Below are 18456 nucleotides of genomic sequence, written 5' to 3'. Positions count from 1 at the left end.
AAAATGGGGGTTCGCCACAATCTAACACGCCACCTATAGCAATCTACCACCCGAGTTTGTAAAAATAAAGTAAAACCCGATTGCAAGCCACCGTTAAAACAAGTAATCAAACAGTCAGTAAAAGTTCCTTTAATGGCATGCAGCTCAACTAGGTTATAGAAACAAAAAGGGCGTTGCCACTGCAACACCCTTTTGCTTATTCTATTGGGCTAACCCTAACTCAATACTTTCATGACGATTAAGCTCGACTTAACTCAACCTCAAGTTGTTCTAAAGTTTTGCCCTTGGTTTCAGGGAATAGCTTCATCACAAGTACTAAACCTAACAACGCACTGGCGCCATAGATAAAGAATGTTGTTGCGGCGCCCCAATTCGATAACTCCCAAGGGAATACTAAGGTAACCGTAAAGCTCACCATTGAATTGATTACCCCAACAAACGAAATGGCAATACCACGAATGTGATTAGGGAATATTTCCGAGAACATAACCCACATCACTGGACCGAGTGATACCGCAAACGACGCGACAAAACCTAAAATCCCTAACAAGATAACGGTCGCATTCATATTACTAGCAAGTTTTAAAATCTCGCCTTGGGCTTTATTGAAATCGCTTTTACCGAGCGTATCGATAAGCGCATTTTTAAACGCCACATCGGAGTGATAAGTCACTCCTTCAAATTCACTCAAATCTTTTATTTGAGGATACTGTTCGGCGATTTGAACGATATCTTGTTGCTGCAATTTATACGTTGCTTGGCTAAAGCCATATGAGCAAAGCGCCATTGACATAACAACACCTGCCAAGCCAAATATTAACAGTGGCTTGCGACCTAATTTATCGATTAACGCCATAGCAACCACGGTAAAGATAACATTAATAAGGCCTACCAATACCGCTTGCGAAAACGCTGCGTTAGTACCAACACCACTTTGTTCAAAGATACTTGGTGCATAAAAGAACACCGCATTAATACCCGTTACTTGCTGAGCGATACCAACGATTAAACCGATAACGAGAGCAAAACGCATTTTTGAACCAAACAGGAATTTTAGACTGCTTTTAAGTGATCTGTCTTGTTTAGCTAACGACTCACGAATTTCCGCAATTTCTTCTTTAAAAGAATGCTCAGCACTATCACCGTGCAAGTTTTTTAGAACTTTTTCGGCAGCCAAATCTTGATTCTTCAGAGCTAACCAACGTGGGCTTGGTGGAATAAAAAACAATAAAATTAACCACACAAGAGCCGGCAGGATTTCCAAGCCCAACATCCAGCGCCAGGTGTTGGTGTCGATACCTAGCGAACGAATTAATTCGGTTGGATTTTGACTCGCATCAAGTAAGAAATAGTTTGCAAAATAAGCAGCAGAGAAGCCAACAACGATATTTAATTGATTAATCGATACCATTTTACCGCGTTTTTCTGGCTGACTAATTTCAGCAATATACATTGGCGCGACCATCAGTGAACAAAATGCTAAACCACCAATAAAACGGGCAACAACCAAAGTCCAATAAGTAGGTGCGAAGGCTGATGCTATGGCCGATAACAAATATAAAGCCGCAATGATACGCAATAAGTTTCTACGACCTAGAATATCTGATAATACACCTGCGGTTAACGTGGCAATTATCGCCCCGAGTGTTGGTGCGCTAAACACAAAACCGAGTTGAATATCATCAAGCTGAAACTCATTGGTTAAATAATTAGCGGTGCCCGAGATAACTGATGCATCAAAACCAAAAATAAAGCCGCCAAGCGACACTATAATGGTATAAAGAAGTACGGGGGAAAGCTTCATTGATTGTAATAATCCATTAACATTGTTGTTGTAATGTAGCCAGTATATCCAAACTCGCTATAAATTGAACAGCGAAATATCTATTTAGCCAACTTATTAACTACCAATAATGAGTCAAAGCGAACTGCGTACCTTATTGAGCTGGCCCGCTCACATAATAAAATATGTTCTTTGTACAAAACAAAGTCTCGCCAACAGCAAGCATAAAAGCAGTATTTATGGTAAAAATAAGGTCTGATAGACACCTCCCACATTGATAACCATAAGAGCGATTTGTCATGACAACTGTCCATAACCCTATTATTCCAGGTTTCAATCCTGACCCTTCAATCATTCGCGTTAACGATGACTATTACATTGCTTGCTCAACATTTGAATGGTATCCAGGTGTTGCGATTTATCACTCGAAAGATCTTATCAATTGGCAATTAGTTACCTATCCACTAACGCGTTTATCACAACTTGATATGCGCGGTAATCCAGACTCTTGTGGCGTTTGGGCACCTTGCTTAAGTTACGACAGTGGCACCTTTTATTTGGCATTTACCGATACCAAACGTTTTGCCGGTGATGTCAAAGACACCCCTAACTTCTACGTTACCACAAACGATATCTTAGGCGATTGGTCAGATCCTATCTACGTCAATAGCAGTGGCTTTGACCCGTCTATTTTTCATGATGACGATGGCAAAAAATATTTTATCAATATGCTCTGGGATCATCGCAAAGTAACAGGACGCAATAATTGGCTACCGCACAAGTATTTTGGCGGCATTATGGTGCAAGAATTAGACGTTGCAACCGGCAAACTTGTTGGCGACGCAAAGAATGTATTCGCCGGCTCCGCCATTGGCCTGTCAGAAGGTCCGCATATATATAAGCGCGACGGTTATTACTACATGGTGGTTGCCGAAGGCGGCACCGGAAAAGACCATGCGGTCACCTTTGCCCGCGCTAAATCAATTTGGGGGCCATATCAAGTTGACCCACAAGGTCCAATGTTAAGCTCAGCGCGTTCGCCGTTAACTGAATTAAAACGGGCTGGTCATGGTGATTTGGTTGAAACCACCTCTGGTGAACACTTTCTTGTACATCTCTGTAGTCGCCCATTAGCTTATCGAGGTCGTTCTGTCATGGGCCGAGAAACTGCGATTCAGCCTGTTGAATGGTCGAATGATGGTTGGCCTCGCTTAAAAGGCGGCGGTCATGCTCCCCTTAGCCAATTTGACATAAAAAACCATAAACAAAGCCCAGCACGAGCTAGGCAACAACGCGTTGAATTTGACGGCTCACCATTGCCGTTAGACTTTCAAACACTGCGTTATCCGTTGCCAGAAGAGGTCATGTCGCAACACGAGCGCCCAGGTTATTTGCGCCTTGCCGGAAAGCAATCATTAGGCTCATGGTTTGAGCAAGCATTGATTGCCAGACGCCAACAAGCATTTTGCTATAGCGTTGAAACCCAACTCGATTTTAAGCCAAAAAACTTCCAGCAAATGGCCGGACTCGTCTGCTATTACAACGCCAAAAAACACTACTATTTACACGTTACTCACGATCCTGACAAAGGCCGCGTGCTGGATTTGCTGATGTGTTGCAGTGACTGGCAAACGCTATACCCGATGGATGACGTGATTTCGCTACCAGCGCATGGGGAGATCAAGCTAAAAGCGGAAGTTGAATATGATTTATTATGGTTTTCTTGGGCAGTGGACGGCGAAGATTGGCATAAATTACCGTTTCCTCTTGATTACAGCGTATTAAGTGATGAAGTTGGCGAAGGTGGCGGTGATGCTAATTTCACAGGTGCGTTTGTCGGCATCTGTTGCCAAGACCTAAGCGGGCAACAGCATCCTGCGTATTTTAAGTATTTTGACTATCAAGAAAAAACACTAGATATATAAATAGGAAAACTCTGTAATTATTAAGCAGTGGTATGAATCAATCGAAGAGCTCTTAATATCTACGTCTCCTTTTTAAAATCTGGTATCATACAACGATCGATCCTAAACTTGAAAGAATATACGTTAATGAAGCCTCAGTCTTATCCTCCATTCACTCGTATTGATAGCATCAAAGAGTTTCTTTTTCGCTTTGCAGCCACAAAAGGGCTAATACCATATACTTGGTTTAATAAAAATTTACCTCCTAAGGAACAACTGACCCTAGCTCAACTGCCTTTAAATTTGGAAATTGTTTCGCATTGTTGGAACTACTCACACCTATTAACGTATCAACTAAGCTCATTAGTAAAGTACCCTCTAAATAATGTACGAGTAACCCATACTGTATTTTACTCCGTTGATGACTCTGAGACGACTCAACTTATTGAGTATTTTAAAACACAAGAGGCCAACAACCTTACATGGAACTTTATTCCATTGCCGACAGAACAACTTATGCGTCGTGCGATAGGCCGCAATATCGCAGCCAAAAATACCAAGGCAGATTGGGTTTGGTTTACCGACTGTGATGTTGTTTTCCACGAAGGTTCTCTCGACCAGTTAGCTGAGCAACTCGTCAATCGTCAAGATTATCTTGTCTACCCAGAAAAATTATTTGCGACTGAATTGCTATCTAAAAGTGATTCTTTACTCGAACAGACGGACAATTCTCCAGCAATAAAAGAAATAGATAAAAGTAAGTTTAAAGAATTATTCTTTAGTCGGGCGACGGGGCCAATACAAATTACCCATGGCGATGTAGCAAGAGCATGTGGCTATTGTGACGATTTAAAAATCTACCAAACAACTGTAGAGCGCTGGAGAAAAACCTACGATGACAGAGCTTTTCGATGGTTAATCAATCAACCTCAAGGTGAACCAATTGAATTAACGAATGTATTTTTTATTCGTCATGAAGACAAAGGTCGCTATAAAAAAGGCAGCTTTTTTTCAAAAATTAGAAAGGCTATTCGTAAAATCAAGTCAAACGTTTTCAATAAGCGTTAATTATTTAACGCTATTTGAGCAATCTTGTAAGCCCTTAACACCATGATACAGCGATCTATCTTTCGGGCTTACAAATTCTCTATAACTTCATCCCATTAATCTGGTTTGTTATATTCAGCTACAGCCTCACGAATACAATACCTAAATATAGCCCTCGATTATTTAATTCGATATTTCAATCATTTCCACTAACTTAAATGCCCCAAGAATCGACGGATGGTCATCATCAAAATAAAGAGGTACCCCATCTTTCACCGCATAACAGTCAGTTTGATCGCAAAAGATTTTCTCTGGGTTTATCAAATGAACATTATCAGGGTATTTTGAATTGTTAAAATGCCTAATCATATGCACGTTTCTATTCTTGTACCAGTTTAGGCTCGTCCCAACTATGTTATCTAAACTTTCCCCGCTATGAAGCTTATTGTCTATCAGCTGGTTTATTGGCTTCGGAAGCTCCGGTATTGGGTAGAAAATATAAACATTATCTTTTTTAGAAGCTAATAAAGAAATTAACTCATCTATTTGCTCAACAAGAGATAAAGCTTCCCTAGAAATATCAGGCTCACTCTCATCGGTATAATTATCAGCGTTGCCGTCCAAAAGGTGAGCTGTAAAACGGTGATTAAAAACCACATTTTTTATATTATCGTTTTCGATGATATAGTTGATACTGTCATTATACCATTTAGAGCATTCACTAAAATCGGCGGATTTCTTATATGATGGTATACACCCAGAATAGCTAAAATGCTTTAACCCAACCTCGTCAGACTGTAATTTATCAGCTAACGCATAAGCAATTTCTACTGCGTGGCTGTCACCCAAAATAGCCCAAGATATATTTTCACCAAAATACTCACACGACTTTGAAGGCTCTTGATAAGAACCGATATGGCAGGTGTCTCTGTATGGGCTTGGAACTGATTTACCAATTAATTCTTGATAATGATGAGGAGCAAGCTTTAAAAAACCATTATTCACCAACACAATCAGCCCTAATAAACCTATCGAGAAAACAAGGCCAATAGGTTTACATTTTAAGTATTGCGATAATTGCGAGAAATCATTTCTAAATTTAATCGTCTCTATATATTTGTGACTGAGAAAACCCAAGAAGACCGATGCTAAAATGCCTAAATATATAAAATTTTCCGTTAAAGAAAAGTAGAATATCGCAACAACAAAAGGCCAATGCCAAAGGTATATAGAGTAAGACCATTTACCTAGATACTGAAATATAATATTACCTGTGACGAAACTATCATTTCTTTGAGCTTGGATTAGCAAGAACGTCCCTACAACAGGGATTAAAGCTAAATAGCCTGGCCATAAACTGTCTTTTGATATGAATGTATAAGATAAGATTATTAGTACTAACCCAAGCCATTCAAAGGCTTTTTTTCTATTCTCTGCAAGTTTTAACGGGTAGAGGTATGCAACACCACCAATCATCATCTCCCACGCTCTAGTATGCAATAGATAGTATGAAGGATTAGCCCAGTGGTAGGTTGCTATTACACATAAGAAAAACCCGATTACAGTTCCTGCTAAGATGGCCTTTCTCATAGCCATCAATGACATATGCTTTCTCATCGCAATAAGGGCTAGAGGGTAGAGTATGTAAAATTGCCATTCAGCAGATAAAGACCAAGTATGTAAAAGCCATTTTTCGTGTGAAGCTGTGTCAAAGTAGCCAGATTCTGTCCAATATACGATATTGGATAAAAAGGTCATACTACTGAGTACATGCTTTCCTAGTGCTTTGTAATCTAACGGAGTCAGGAAAAATAAGCCGAACACCAGTAAGACCAAACAAAGAACCGCTAATGCAGGTATGATCCTATTAGCCCTTGCAAGGTAAAACTTCGATATCGAAAAAGTTTCTTGCTCGATCCCTTTAAATATTATCCCCGTCATTAGGAAACCGGAGATAACAAAAAATACATCTACTCCCGCAAAACCTCCGGGCATCCAGTTCGCATTAAAATGAAACAACACAACAGCTATTACTGCAATGGCTCTTAGACCATTGATATCTTTTCTAAACTGCACAAGAATATACCAACTGAATAAAATATTTTGGCGCATTTTATCCTAAAAAAACAATAAGACAAAGTCATCCTTATATACCTTCCTACTAAGAGAAATGCGGCAACGAAGTCTATTTAAATAAAACAAACGCTTAGCGGTTGCTTATTACTGCTAGCTGTATATACTAACAGTTACTGTACATATAGACAGGCGACTACGCATGCGAGCCCTAACAGCCAGACAACAACAAATATTTGATCTTATCAAAGAAAAAATCGCCGCTACCGGCATGCCTCCAACCCGCGCAGAAATTGCCAATTTCTTTGGTTTTAAATCTGCCAATGCAGCCGAAGAGCATTTAAAAGCACTTGCGAAAAAAGGCTTTATTGAAATGCTGCCGGGTACCTCGCGCGGTATAAAATTAGCCGAAGAGCATATTGAAGAAGAAGGTCTACCTCTAATTGGTCGTGTCGCTGCTGGAGAGCCAATTTTGGCGCAAGAGCATGTTGAAGATCATTACAAAATAGACGCCAGCTTATTTCATCCAGCAGCCGATTATTTATTGCGTGTTAACGGCGAAAGTATGAAAGATATCGGTATTATGGATGGCGATTTACTTGCTGTGCATCAAACTAAAGATATTCATAATGGTCAGGTTGTGGTTGCTCGCGTCGACGATGATGTCACCGTTAAACGTTATAAACGCGAAGGTAATGTTGTGTACTTACATGCTGAAAATGAAGCCTTTGAACCGATTGTTGTCGATCTAGCATCAACGCCGTTTAATATTGAAGGTATTGCTGTTGGTATTGTTCGCAATGCTGATTGGATGTAAATCAATATCGACAACTAGCGGGCTAGATTAGTTAGCTCGCTGTTCAAAAAACAAGCAAACAGACTCGGTCTTTTTCTTAGCTTTATCATCAAACTCGATTCCTACAACTCTTTCATCAAGCTTGCCTCAAGCATTTTGAGAGTATTTACTCTAGCTCCTACCCCTTGAAAATATTTCTTTTTTTCAATCAAAACACTAGATCTTGTTCAAATTTTAAGTAATCCTAGTTCATGAAATAAACAAAAATGACTCATTGTCTAGCTTAACGCGTAGATAGAGCCATTGAATAATAACAACAAAGCGCGCTAAATCTACACCATTCAAATTATACCCAAACGTAGATTGGTCGTACGTAATAGACTGAATTCCAGAAGTATTTAGTCTAATAACAAAAACAATAATTTACGGAAATTTGCGACATCGAGTGAAGATGTATCCTGTCCTTTTTCTGTATTTTCTTAGGCTTGTTAAGCAGAAGGAGATGTCGAGTGAAGAGAGGTAACCTAGGTTGGCTAGGATTGGCAGGTATATTTGCTAGTCCAGCTTGGGCTGAATCACAATGGAACATGACTAAAGGTGTGACAGACGTCAGCCAAAACGTTTATGACCTCCATATGATGGTGCTGTGGATTTGCACAGCAATTGGTGTGGTTGTATTTGGTGCAATGTTCTGGTCGATGATTTTTCATCGCAAATCTAAAGGCGTCAAGCCGGCCGATTTCCACGAAAGTACCAAAGTTGAAATTCTTTGGACAGCCATTCCTGTTTTGATCTTAATCGGTATGGCATGGCCAGCAACCACTGCCCTAATTGATATGGAAGATAACAGCAACTCTGATATCACCATTCAAGTTACCGGTTCTCAGTGGAAATGGCATTATAAGTATTTTGATCAAGACATTGAATTTTACAGTGTTTTATCCACTCCTCGAACTCAATTCGACAACCGCGCAGGCGAAGGCGATGAGAAAGGTGAGAACTACTTACTCGAAGTCGACAAGCCTTTGGTTATCCCTGTCGATCGCAAAGTACGTTTCCTTATTACCTCAGATGACGTTATCCACTCATGGTGGGTGCCTGCCTTTGCGGTAAAACAAGACGCTAATCCTGGTTTTATCAACGAAGCATGGACTAAAGTCAATGAACCCGGCATTTATCGCGGCCGCTGTGCCGAGCTATGCGGTAAAGACCATGGTTATATGCCAATTGTTGTAGATGTTCGCTCAGAAGCGGACTACGAGCGCTGGATAAATGAACAAAAAATCGCTCTAACCCAAGCTAAGCAAGCAGAAGCGGCGTCTGTTAATCAAGAAATGTCGATGGCAGACCTGATGGAGCTAGGCGAAAGCACCTACATGGCACACTGTGCCGCATGTCATCAACCTAATGGTAAAGGGTTACCACCAGCATTTCCGGCATTAGCCGGCAGTGGCATATCTATCGATGGCGGTAAAGTAAATGAGCATATCGATGTTGTCGTCAATGGTCGTGCCGGTACCGGTATGCAAGCCTTTGGTAAGCAACTAAGTCTTAAAGAAATTGCCGCTGTCGTTACCTATGAGCGTAATGCGTGGGGTAATAACACTGGCGATGCGATTCAGGCTAAAGATGTTCAGCAATTATCGAGCAATAGTGACTCTGTCGAGGTTGCTGCTGTCAGCGTCAATACGGCAGTTACAGAAGCTGAGCAAGCGACAGAAAATGAGCCAGTTAGTAACGACGTGACGGCTGAAAATGCCAGCGACAATGCTGCTGAAGCTCAGGTTGATATGAGCGATTTAACCATGGAGCAACTCATGGCAAAAGGTGAGCAAGTATACCTTGCGAAATGTGCAGCATGCCATCAAGCCTCTGGTGCAGGATTACCACCTACCTTCCCATCACTCATTGGTAGCCCTATCGCCACGGGTGATATCGCCAGTCATATCGATATCGTTGTTAATGGCAAACCTGGTACAGCGATGATGGGTTATGCCAGCCAGTTAACACCACAAGAAATGGCCGCAGTCATTACCTATGAGCGTAATGCATGGGGAAATGACACCGGTGATACCGTGCAAGCTAAAGACGTAGCCAAATAAGGGGGAATGATTATGAGTAGTGCTACTAATACGTTAGATCATGTTCACGATCATCATGATCATAAGCCAGCGGGCATCATGCGCTGGATCCTAACCACCAACCACAAAGACATTGGTACCTTGTACCTTTGGTTCAGCTTTGCCATGTTACTTACTGGCGGCGCCATGGCCATGGTTATCCGTGCCGAGTTATTCCAGCCTGGTTTGCAAATTGTCGAGCCAGACTTTTTTAACCAAATGACCACTGTCCATGGTCTTATCATGGTGTTTGGTGCCATTATGCCTGCCTTTACAGGCTTAGCTAACTGGCTGATTCCAATGATGATTGGTGCCCCAGACATGGCTCTGCCACGATTAAATAACTGGTCGTTTTGGATCTTACCATTTGCTTTTTCTATCTTGCTTGCAAGCTTGTTTTTAGAAGGTGGTGGACCAAACTTTGGTTGGACGTTCTATGCGCCACTATCAACCACGTACTCTAACGGCAGCACCGCATTTTTTGTCTTTGCGGTACACATTATGGGTATCTCGTCGATTATGGGGGCGATCAATATCATCGTCACCATTATGAACATGCGCGCTCCAGGTATGACCTACATGAAAATGCCCCTGTTTGTTTGGACGTTCTTCATTACCGCTTACCTATTAATTGCCGTTATGCCGGTACTTGCCGGTGCGGTCACCATGGTATTAACCGATACCTACTTTGGCACCTCATTCTTTGATGCTGCAGGTGGTGGCGACCCCGTCATGTTCCAGCATATCTTCTGGTTCTTTGGTCACCCTGAAGTTTACATCATGATTTTGCCAGCCTTTGGTATTGTCTCAACCATTATCCCAGCGTTCACTCGTAAGCGCCTATTTGGTTATAGCTCAATGGTTTATGCAACAGCATCGATTGCATTTTTATCGTTTATCGTTTGGGCGCATCACATGTTTACCACAGGTATGCCATTGGCCGGTGAGTTATTCTTTATGTACTGCACCATGCTCATTGCCGTGCCTACTGGGGTTAAAGTCTTCAACTGGGTAGCAACCATGTGGCAAGGGGCGATGACCTTTGAAACGCCTATGCTGTTCTCTATTGCTTTTGTCATCTTGTTCACCATTGGCGGTTTCTCAGGGTTAATGCTGGCAATGACACCAGTCGACTTCCAATACCATGACACCTACTTTGTTGTAGCTCATTTCCACTATGTACTGGTTACCGGTTCGCTGTTCAGTTTATTCGCAGCAACTTACTACTGGTTACCAAAATGGACGGGGCACATGTACGACGAAAAAATCGGTAAGCTGCATTTTTGGTGCTCGTTAATTTCAGTAAACGTACTGTTCTTCCCTATGCACTTTATTGGTCTTGCTGGTATGCCTCGTCGGGTACCTGACTATGCGTTGCAATTTGCCGATATGAATATGTGGGTAAGTTTAGGTGGTTTTGCCTTTGGCTTATCACAGCTGATCTTCTTATATGTGGTACTCAAATGTATTCGCGGCGGTGAAAAAGCCGAAGCGAAGTCTTGGGAAGGCGCAGAAGGTTTAGAGTGGACAGTGGCCTCGCCAGCGCCATATCACACCTTCGCTACACCACCAGAAGTGAAATAATCATTAAGGAGTCGTCATGAGTGATACCAACGAGCCTAACGATAAACGCCAACAAGTTAATAAAAGTGTACGCAAATTAGTGTTCACTGTGGTTGCCATGTTTGCCTTTGGTTTTGCTTTGGTACCACTTTATGACGTGTTTTGTGACATTACTGGATTGAACGGTAAAACCAATGAAACGGCTGCCGAGGTATACCAAGATGGTATTGATACCTCGCGGGTTGTGCGGGTGCAGTTTATCAGTCGTATCGCTAAGGGCGCACCTTGGCAATTTGAACCCGAGCAGAACTTTATTGACGTTCACCCAGGTGAAATGAAATTCGTAAAATTTTACGCCAAAAATCAATCAGACAAATACGGTGTCGCGCAAGCGGTACCTTCAGTATCGCCAGGGCAAGCGGCCAATTACTTTCAAAAAATTGAATGTTTTTGTTTTAACCAGCAACCGCTAGAAGCCGATAACGATGTATGGATGCCACTACAGTTTTACGTTGATCCAGAGTTACCCGAGCATATTGAAGAGCTGACCTTATCATACACCTTGTATGACATAACCGAAGCCAGCTAAACACCGTTAAACTGATTCACTAGGCGTACGAGGAAAAGACAATGAGTGAAACGAAAAATTACGAAAGCTATTACGTGCCAGAACAAAGTCACTGGCCAATAGTTGGTGCCGTTGCGCTATTTTTGATAGCCATTGGTGCTGGTAGCTATGTTGCTAACCTAAAAACAGGAGACGGTTTTGGTGGCTGGGTATTACTTGCCGGTATCGCTTTAATCATTTACATGGTTATTGGTTGGTTTTCCAATGTTATTGATGAGTCATTAGCAGGCAAATACAGCGCGCAAATGGACAACTCATTCCGCCAAGGTATGAGCTGGTTTATCTTCTCTGAAGTGATGTTTTTTGCGGCATTTTTTGGTGCCTTATTTTATGCCCGAGTGATCGCTGTGCCTTGGCTTGGTGGTGAAGGTAATAACCTAGAGACTTGGCAAGTGTTATGGCCTGAATTTACCGCGGTATGGCCACTAGAAGTGACCCCAGATGGTACAACTACCGAAGCCATGCCTTGGACTGGATTACCCCTTTATAACACCATTTTACTACTAACCTCATCTTTTACTGCTCACTTTGCTCACGTTGCATTAGAGCAAGAAAAACGAGGCCTGCTTAAATTTTGGCTTGGCGTAACCATTGCTTTGGGTGTTGCCTTCCTCGCATTACAAGTTGAAGAGTATATTTATGCCTACACCGAGATGGGCCTGACCTTGGCCAGTGGTGTATATGGTAATACCTTTTTCATGCTTACAGGCTTTCATGGTCTGCACGTGACCTTGGGTACCATCATGCTGATTGTTATGTTTTTAAGAGTGTTAAAAGGTCACTTTAGCCCAGATAACCATTTTGCCTTCCAAGCGGCAAGTTGGTATTGGCATTTTGTTGATGTGGTCTGGGTGCTGTTATTCGTGTTTGTTTACGTTCTATAGCGTAAACAAAATAAGGTGTCGTCACGGACGTATTCACCTTTGTTTGTATTTTCTACAATAAGCTATTTTTTGTAATAGCAAAGCAGAGTAAGCGAAATTTGGTTATTCCAAATGAGAGAGCTCTAATGCCGCTAGTGCGAAAAATAGCCATTGCCCCTTGGGCTGAGGCTAAAATCGTTTGACTCTGCGTTAAAACTGATGAATTTAGATGACTAAATAACATGACTTTTGCCTTGATTAAAACGATTTTATCTCTCAGTAGATTTATTAAACAGAGGTCAATACGTCCGAGCAACTGGCGACGCCTTATTAACGGTTTACTACTTGCACAAAAGCTGTCGTTTTATGGCTGTTAAACAGGTGGTAAACCGTTAATAAGGTCGAGGGTTGGGCTGAATGATGCCGGTGGCAATGCCAATAAATAATAGCAAAATAATTAATGCCGATATCAGCACCCGTCGTCCGATGTATTTTGACATGGGTGGCTTTTTAGAGTCATTGCTGTTCATGCTGACACCTGCTTTAAACAGGTTGTATATCATCAACAGTAATAACAAAACGATGACAATTTTAATGATCATATTGTTCTCAGCAGCCCCTTTATTTAAGTATTTGTTTTAGTAGTAACCCTGTGCAAGCAATGACCCAAACCATAATAAAAACCAACACTTTCCAGTTCGTAAAAAGCTGGCGCCTGTTATGGGTCGTTATTACCTTGGCGGTATTTGCATTATTAATCAAGTTAAGTTTTTGGCAGTACCAACGGGGTATCGAAAAACAACAACGGTTAGAGCGCATTGCTGAATTTAATCAGCAACAAGCGCAGCCCATGGCGCGTATTATCGATAATGCCCAGAGTAATAATACATCCGCGTCATCAACCGCCGACATCTTTGCGCAATACAATGACGTGATGGTTACTATCCGTGGCTACTTTGTTGCCGAGCAAGTGTTTTTACTGGATAACCAAGTCGATTCGGGGCGAGTTGGCTACAAAGTCTACGCCATATTTTTTGATGAGCCTAGTGCACAACATGTACTGGTTAATTTAGGCTGGGTCGCAGGTTCCGTTGACCGAACTCAATTACCACTCATTGAACTACCTAAAAATAAACAACAACTAATCGCCCATGTTCGTATCCAACAATCTGGCTTGGTATTGCAACAGCCCACATTTAGCCAACTAAACTGGCCGTTAAGAGTGCAGCAAATTGATAGCCAGCGATTTTCACAACTGATTGATCTTCCCCTATTACCATTTAGCTTATTTTTACATGAAGATGAGCAAATCGGTTACAAAAAAACGTGGCAACCTATTGTTATGCTGCCAGAAAAACACTTTGGTTACGCGGTGCAATGGGGCGGCTTAGCAGGGGCATGGCTATTACTGATGTTGGTGGCTAGTTATCAAATGCATCTGCGTCGAAATATCGATAGTAACCAAAACAACGGCGCAGAGAATCACGAAGCAAACGAGGACCGAACAACACACAAACACGTATCGCGATAACCTGAAAAGGCAATAACTGTATCAACATAACCATAACAATAAGGCAGATTATGAGCAAAGCTGTAAAAAACAATCGACGTAGCCTATTGCTACTTATTGGCGTATTTATTCTCCCGGTGATCTTGGCCAAGCTAGCCCTAGAGTACCAATGGTTTAACTATGGTGTAACCAATCAAGGCGCCTTACTAAACCAGCCACAAACCCTTAATGAAAAAGGCATTAAAGTTGACCTCAATAAGCAATGGTTACTCATTACCGCTTTGCCCGACAACTGCGATGAGCGCTGTGCTTTTACCTTGTCAGGTATGGATAACACCTACTTAGCTTTAGGCCGTGAAACCCACCGTGTCACACCTATTGTCATTAGCGCTACACAACTTAGTGATCAGTATCAGCAAATTATTCACCAGCAAAGCTGGCAGCATGTTACCCAACAAGAGCACAGCTTATCTGCCAATAAAGTCTATGTCGTTGATCCATTGGGCAATATTGTCTTGACCTATGATAAACCAACGACCGAGCAAGCTATTCCAGCCTTTGGCAAAGCCATGCTAAGTGATCTGAAAAAAGTATTAAAGCTATCGAGGATTGGTTAATGAACAGTACCCGTAAATTAGTTTTCCTTGCCATGCTATTGGCAATCGTTGTTATTACGCTTGGCGCTTATACTCGTTTAACACATGCTGGTCTTGGCTGCCCCGACTGGCCAGGTTGTTACGGTTTACTCGATGTGCCAAAAACCGAAGCTGAAATCGCTAAAGCGCAAGCGGCTTTTCCTGAACGACCAGTGGAAGTACAAAAAGCTTGGAACGAAATGATCCATCGCTATTTTGCCGGTACCTTAGGCTTGCTTATTGCTGCGATATTTATCCTTGCGTTTAAACATCGCCAACAAGGTGGGCCACTATTTTTGCCGTTTGCCATCTTAGCAACGGTGATTTTTCAAGCTGCTCTTGGCATGTGGACCGTCACCATGAAACTGATGCCAATTGTGGTTATGGGGCATTTATTAGGCGGTTTTATAACCCTGTGTTTACTGTATTTACTCTATTTACGGTTAACCCCCTATCGCGTCGCAGGTGGCGACACTGGCCTGCGTAAATATCGAGTTTATGCCGTTATTGGCATAGCTATTCTTACTGCACAAATAGCGCTTGGTGGCTGGACATCAAGTAACTACGCCGCGCTAGTTTGCACCCAGTTACCAATTTGTCAGGATGGCTGGCTCGAACAACTCAGCTTTGCTAATTCATTTGATCCAATACCACCGAAACTCGACAGTTACGAGTTTGGTTTTCTTACCCATGCAGAGCGCGTTACCATTCACGCCGTGCACCGTATTGGCGCCATCATTACCGCTGTATATTTAGGCTGGTTAGCATTTAGCGTATTGTTTAAAGCGCAGTCTGCATTCTTTAAGAAAACCGCCAGTGTAATTTTAGTGGTGCTACTGATACAAGTTAGTTTAGGCGTATCAAATATTGTCTTTAGTTTACCGCTTGCGGTAGCGGTCGCCCACAACGTTGTTGCGGCGTTACTCATGCTCACCCTTATTACCTTAACCTACAGTTTGCGTCGTAAAATATAGGAGTTGTTATGGCTAAATCATCTGCACTACCCATCAATCAGACCAGCCTTACCGGCAAAATAAGTTGGCGCGATTATTATGAAATGACCAAACCTCGGGTGGTCGCCCTTTTGGTATTAACAGCCTTAGTCGGCATGAGCTTGTCGGTACCCGGAGCGATTCCTTGGCAAATACTAATCCCATCAATGCTTGGCATCGGCTTACTGTCTTCTGCATCAGCAGCTATCAATCATATTGTTGACCAGCAGATAGATGCGAAAATGGCGCGCACGCAAAATCGACCATTAGCGAATGGCCGGGTCAGTAACCGGGCAGCCATTGTATTTGCCAGCAGTTTAGCGCTGGTCGGCTTTGCACTACTTTATGGTTTCGTTAATCCACTCACTGCATGGTTAACATTCGCAGGTTTAGTCGGTTACTCGGTGATTTATACCATGTACCTAAAGCGTGCCACGCCGCAAAATATCACCATTGGTGGTCTTGCCGGTGCTATACCACCGTTACTTGGTTGGACGGCAATGACCAACGAAGTACACCCACATGCATTATTGCTGGTGTTAATCGTCTTCACTTGGACACCACCACATTTTTGGGCTCTGGCGATTCATCGTCGCGATGATTACGCCAAAGTGAATATCCCAATGTTACCAGTGACTCACGGTATCGAGTTTACCAAAACACAAATTTTGCTATACACCATATTATTGTTTGTGGTCGGTTTAATCCCTTACTTAGTCGGTATGAGCAGCTGGATTTATTTACTTGGTAGCGTCACCTTAAACCTTATTTTCTTTGCATATGCTTGGAAACTAAAGTTTAATGCCGACGAGCAAACAGCGATGCAAACATTTCGTTTCTCCATTGTCCATTTGATGTTGCTGTTTATTATTTTACTGGTGGATCACTATGCACTACCGGCCATGTGATATTTTAAGCGATTAAACAGAGAATTAATTACCCTATGAATAAAGTGTTATTCGCCATCATTGCCCTGGTAGCTATCGCTACCGGTGCTTTTGTTTATCAAAGTCAGTTTCAACAGCAACAACCTAAGCATGCCTTGATGTATCAAACACCAAGGACTCTCGCCAAATTTGAATTAACCGATCACCACGGCCGCGCCTTTAGCAATGAGCAACTGCTCGGTAAATGGACCTTGTTTTTCTTTGGTTATACATCGTGCCCAGATATTTGCCCGATTACCATGCAAAAACTCAATAGCATTTACCCCGAACTTCAGCAAGTTAGCGGTAATAATATGCAAGTGGCGCTAATCACTGCAGATCCAAAGCGCGACAGCGTCGAGGTACTAAGCGAATATGTGAAGTATTTTAATAAAGACTTTTTGGCATTGCGCGCTGGTCACGATGTGTTGTTTCCTTTTTCCCGTAACCTTGGTTTAATGTATGCCATCGCCGAAGACAGCGAAGATGAATATTACTTGGTCAATCATAGCGCATCGATAGTAATGACCAATCCAAATGGCCAAGTTCATGCGATTTTTAAGCCCATTCAGGGAGAACCTGGTGTTGTGCCAAGCATCAATGCCGATGCCATGTTAGCCGACTTCAAACTGATTTATCAGCAAAGTCAGTAGAGCCTTGAATTTTCGCCATACTAACCACATCTATTGCATATAGCCAGTCAAGGCGAGTAAACACCCTACTCGCCTCTACACAGCAAGCGCAAAGCCTGTTAAAATTGGCGAAAATTTATCACACATTACCGACAAGAGACATGAACAATGGGTAGAGCGTTCCAAAACCGTAAAGAGTCTATGGCGAAAACCGCCGGTCTGAAGACTAAGATTTATTCAAAATACGGTAAAGAAATCTATGTATGTGCAAAAAATGGTGGTCTAGATCCAGACGGTAACCTAGCACTGCGTCGCCTGATTGATAAAGCAAAGAAAGATCAGGTACCAACACACGTAATTGACAAAGCAATCGACAAAGCAAGCGGTGCAGGTGGTGAAAACTACGAGCCAGCACGTTACGAAGGTTTTGGTCCTGGCGGCTTTATGGTGATTGTTGACTGTCTAACCGACAACCCAAACCGTACCATCAAAGACGTACGCCAAGCATTCACCAAAACTGATTCAAAAATTGGTGCGCAAGGCTCTGCGGCATTCATGTTTGATCACGTTGCTTTATTCTGTTTTGAAGGCGACGACGACGAAGCGATTTTTGAAGCCTTAATGATGGCCGATGTTGACGTAAGCAACGTTGAAGCAGAAGACGGTATTATCACGGTAACGGCACCGCAAACTGAATACTTCGCGACCAAAAATGCATTGGTAGCAGAGCTAGGTGATATCAACTTTGAAGTTGACGAGATCACATGGATCCCGCAAGACTACAAAGAAATCACAGATCCTGAAGACATCAAAATGTTTGATAAATTCATGGACATGCTAAACGATAGCGACGATGTACAAAACATCTACCACAACGCTGAAGTAAAACGCTAAGCACTCAGCAAGCGTTAACTATGCAAACAAAAGCCAACACATGTGTTGGCTTTTTTATTGTCTTATTTTGGCTAGTTGCCACCTAGCTGT

Annotated in this window: 16 protein-coding genes; 13 read left to right on the top strand and 3 right to left on the bottom strand. The window is 42.2% G+C overall.

All coding sequences use genetic code 11. The features are described 5' to 3' along the window. Positions 1-238: 238 nt before the first annotated feature. On the bottom strand, positions 239-1804 hold the full coding sequence (locus ACAX20_RS01310) for a sugar porter family MFS transporter (protein WP_371187909.1): 1566 nt from the start codon (positions 1802-1804) through the stop codon (positions 239-241). Between the two features lie 278 nt (positions 1805-2082). On the opposite strand from ACAX20_RS01310, the gene ACAX20_RS01305 reads away from it, so the two are divergent. Further along, positions 2083-3708 (top strand): glycoside hydrolase family 43 protein, encoded by a 1626-nt coding sequence (locus ACAX20_RS01305; RefSeq protein ID WP_371187907.1) that lies wholly within the window; start codon positions 2083-2085, stop codon positions 3706-3708. A gap of 108 nt (positions 3709-3816) precedes the next feature. Continuing rightward, positions 3817-4755 (top strand): glycosyltransferase family 2 protein, encoded by a 939-nt coding sequence (locus tag ACAX20_RS01300; protein ID WP_371187905.1) that lies wholly within the window; start codon positions 3817-3819, stop codon positions 4753-4755. 162 nt (positions 4756-4917) lie between these two features. Here the strand turns inward: ACAX20_RS01300 and ACAX20_RS01295 are convergent, their stop codons facing one another. Continuing rightward, positions 4918-6846, bottom strand: a complete 1929-nt coding sequence (locus ACAX20_RS01295) for an acyltransferase family protein (RefSeq protein WP_371187903.1) — start codon at positions 6844-6846, stop codon at positions 4918-4920. A 163-nt stretch (positions 6847-7009) separates the two neighbouring features. On the opposite strand from ACAX20_RS01295, the gene lexA reads away from it, so the two are divergent. From lexA to ACAX20_RS01270, 5 genes are all read left to right on the top strand, one after another. Further along, positions 7010-7624 (top strand): transcriptional repressor LexA, encoded by a 615-nt coding sequence (gene lexA, locus ACAX20_RS01290; protein ID WP_371187901.1) that lies wholly within the window; start codon positions 7010-7012, stop codon positions 7622-7624. A 566-nt stretch (positions 7625-8190) separates the two neighbouring features. Then, the gene (gene coxB, locus ACAX20_RS01285) at positions 8191-9705 is read left to right on the top strand and encodes a cytochrome c oxidase subunit II (protein WP_371189543.1); all 1515 of its coding nucleotides are present in this window, start codon (positions 8191-8193) and stop codon (positions 9703-9705) included. A 12-nt stretch (positions 9706-9717) separates the two neighbouring features. Next, positions 9718-11307 carry a cytochrome c oxidase subunit I gene (gene ctaD / locus ACAX20_RS01280; protein WP_371187899.1) on the top strand — a complete coding sequence of 530 codons (1590 nt, stop codon included), beginning with the start codon at positions 9718-9720 and terminating at the stop codon, positions 11305-11307. Positions 11308-11323: 16 nt separating this feature from the next. Further along, complete coding sequence (locus ACAX20_RS01275) at positions 11324-11875, top strand: cytochrome c oxidase assembly protein (RefSeq protein ID WP_371187897.1); 552 nt, start codon at positions 11324-11326, stop codon at positions 11873-11875. Between the two features lie 41 nt (positions 11876-11916). After that, the gene (locus ACAX20_RS01270) at positions 11917-12798 is read left to right on the top strand and encodes a cytochrome c oxidase subunit 3 (RefSeq protein WP_371187895.1); all 882 of its coding nucleotides are present in this window, start codon (positions 11917-11919) and stop codon (positions 12796-12798) included. A 371-nt stretch (positions 12799-13169) separates the two neighbouring features. Here ACAX20_RS01270 and ACAX20_RS01265 read toward each other — a convergent pair whose 3' ends face one another. Then, on the bottom strand, positions 13170-13379 hold the full coding sequence (locus ACAX20_RS01265) for a DUF2909 family protein (RefSeq protein WP_371187894.1): 210 nt from the start codon (positions 13377-13379) through the stop codon (positions 13170-13172). A 59-nt stretch (positions 13380-13438) separates the two neighbouring features. Here ACAX20_RS01265 and ACAX20_RS01260 point away from each other — a divergent pair, with 59 nt between their 5' ends. The 6 genes from ACAX20_RS01260 to ACAX20_RS01235 all read left to right on the top strand — a co-directional run bounded on the left by ACAX20_RS01260 (position 13439) and on the right by ACAX20_RS01235 (position 18366). After that, a complete protein-coding gene (locus tag ACAX20_RS01260) occupies positions 13439-14308 on the top strand; it encodes an SURF1 family protein (protein WP_371187893.1) in 870 nt (289 codons plus the stop codon). 50 nt (positions 14309-14358) lie between these two features. After that, the gene (locus ACAX20_RS01255) at positions 14359-14904 is read left to right on the top strand and encodes a hypothetical protein (protein WP_371187891.1); all 546 of its coding nucleotides are present in this window, start codon (positions 14359-14361) and stop codon (positions 14902-14904) included. Further along, complete coding sequence (locus ACAX20_RS01250) at positions 14904-15896, top strand: heme A synthase (RefSeq protein ID WP_371187890.1); 993 nt, start codon at positions 14904-14906, stop codon at positions 15894-15896. Before ACAX20_RS01255 ends, ACAX20_RS01250 begins: the two co-directional genes overlap by 1 nt. An 8-nt stretch (positions 15897-15904) precedes the next feature. Next, positions 15905-16822, top strand: a complete 918-nt coding sequence (cyoE, locus tag ACAX20_RS01245; protein ID WP_371187888.1) for a heme o synthase — start codon at positions 15905-15907, stop codon at positions 16820-16822. A 35-nt stretch (positions 16823-16857) separates the two neighbouring features. Continuing rightward, a complete protein-coding gene (locus ACAX20_RS01240; protein WP_371187885.1) occupies positions 16858-17493 on the top strand; it encodes an SCO family protein in 636 nt (211 codons plus the stop codon). Positions 17494-17640: 147 nt separating this feature from the next. Further along, positions 17641-18366, top strand: coding sequence for a YebC/PmpR family DNA-binding transcriptional regulator (locus tag ACAX20_RS01235; protein WP_371187883.1), 726 nt, complete (start codon positions 17641-17643; stop codon positions 18364-18366). Positions 18367-18456: the final 90 nt, after the last annotated feature.

The sequence above is a fragment of the Thalassotalea sp. Sam97 genome (assembly GCF_041379765.1).
Taxonomy (GTDB): Bacteria; Pseudomonadota; Gammaproteobacteria; order Enterobacterales; family Alteromonadaceae; genus Thalassotalea_A; species Thalassotalea_A maritima.
Note: the sequence above shows the minus strand (reverse complement) of the source record. Positions and strands in the feature narration are given on the sequence as shown.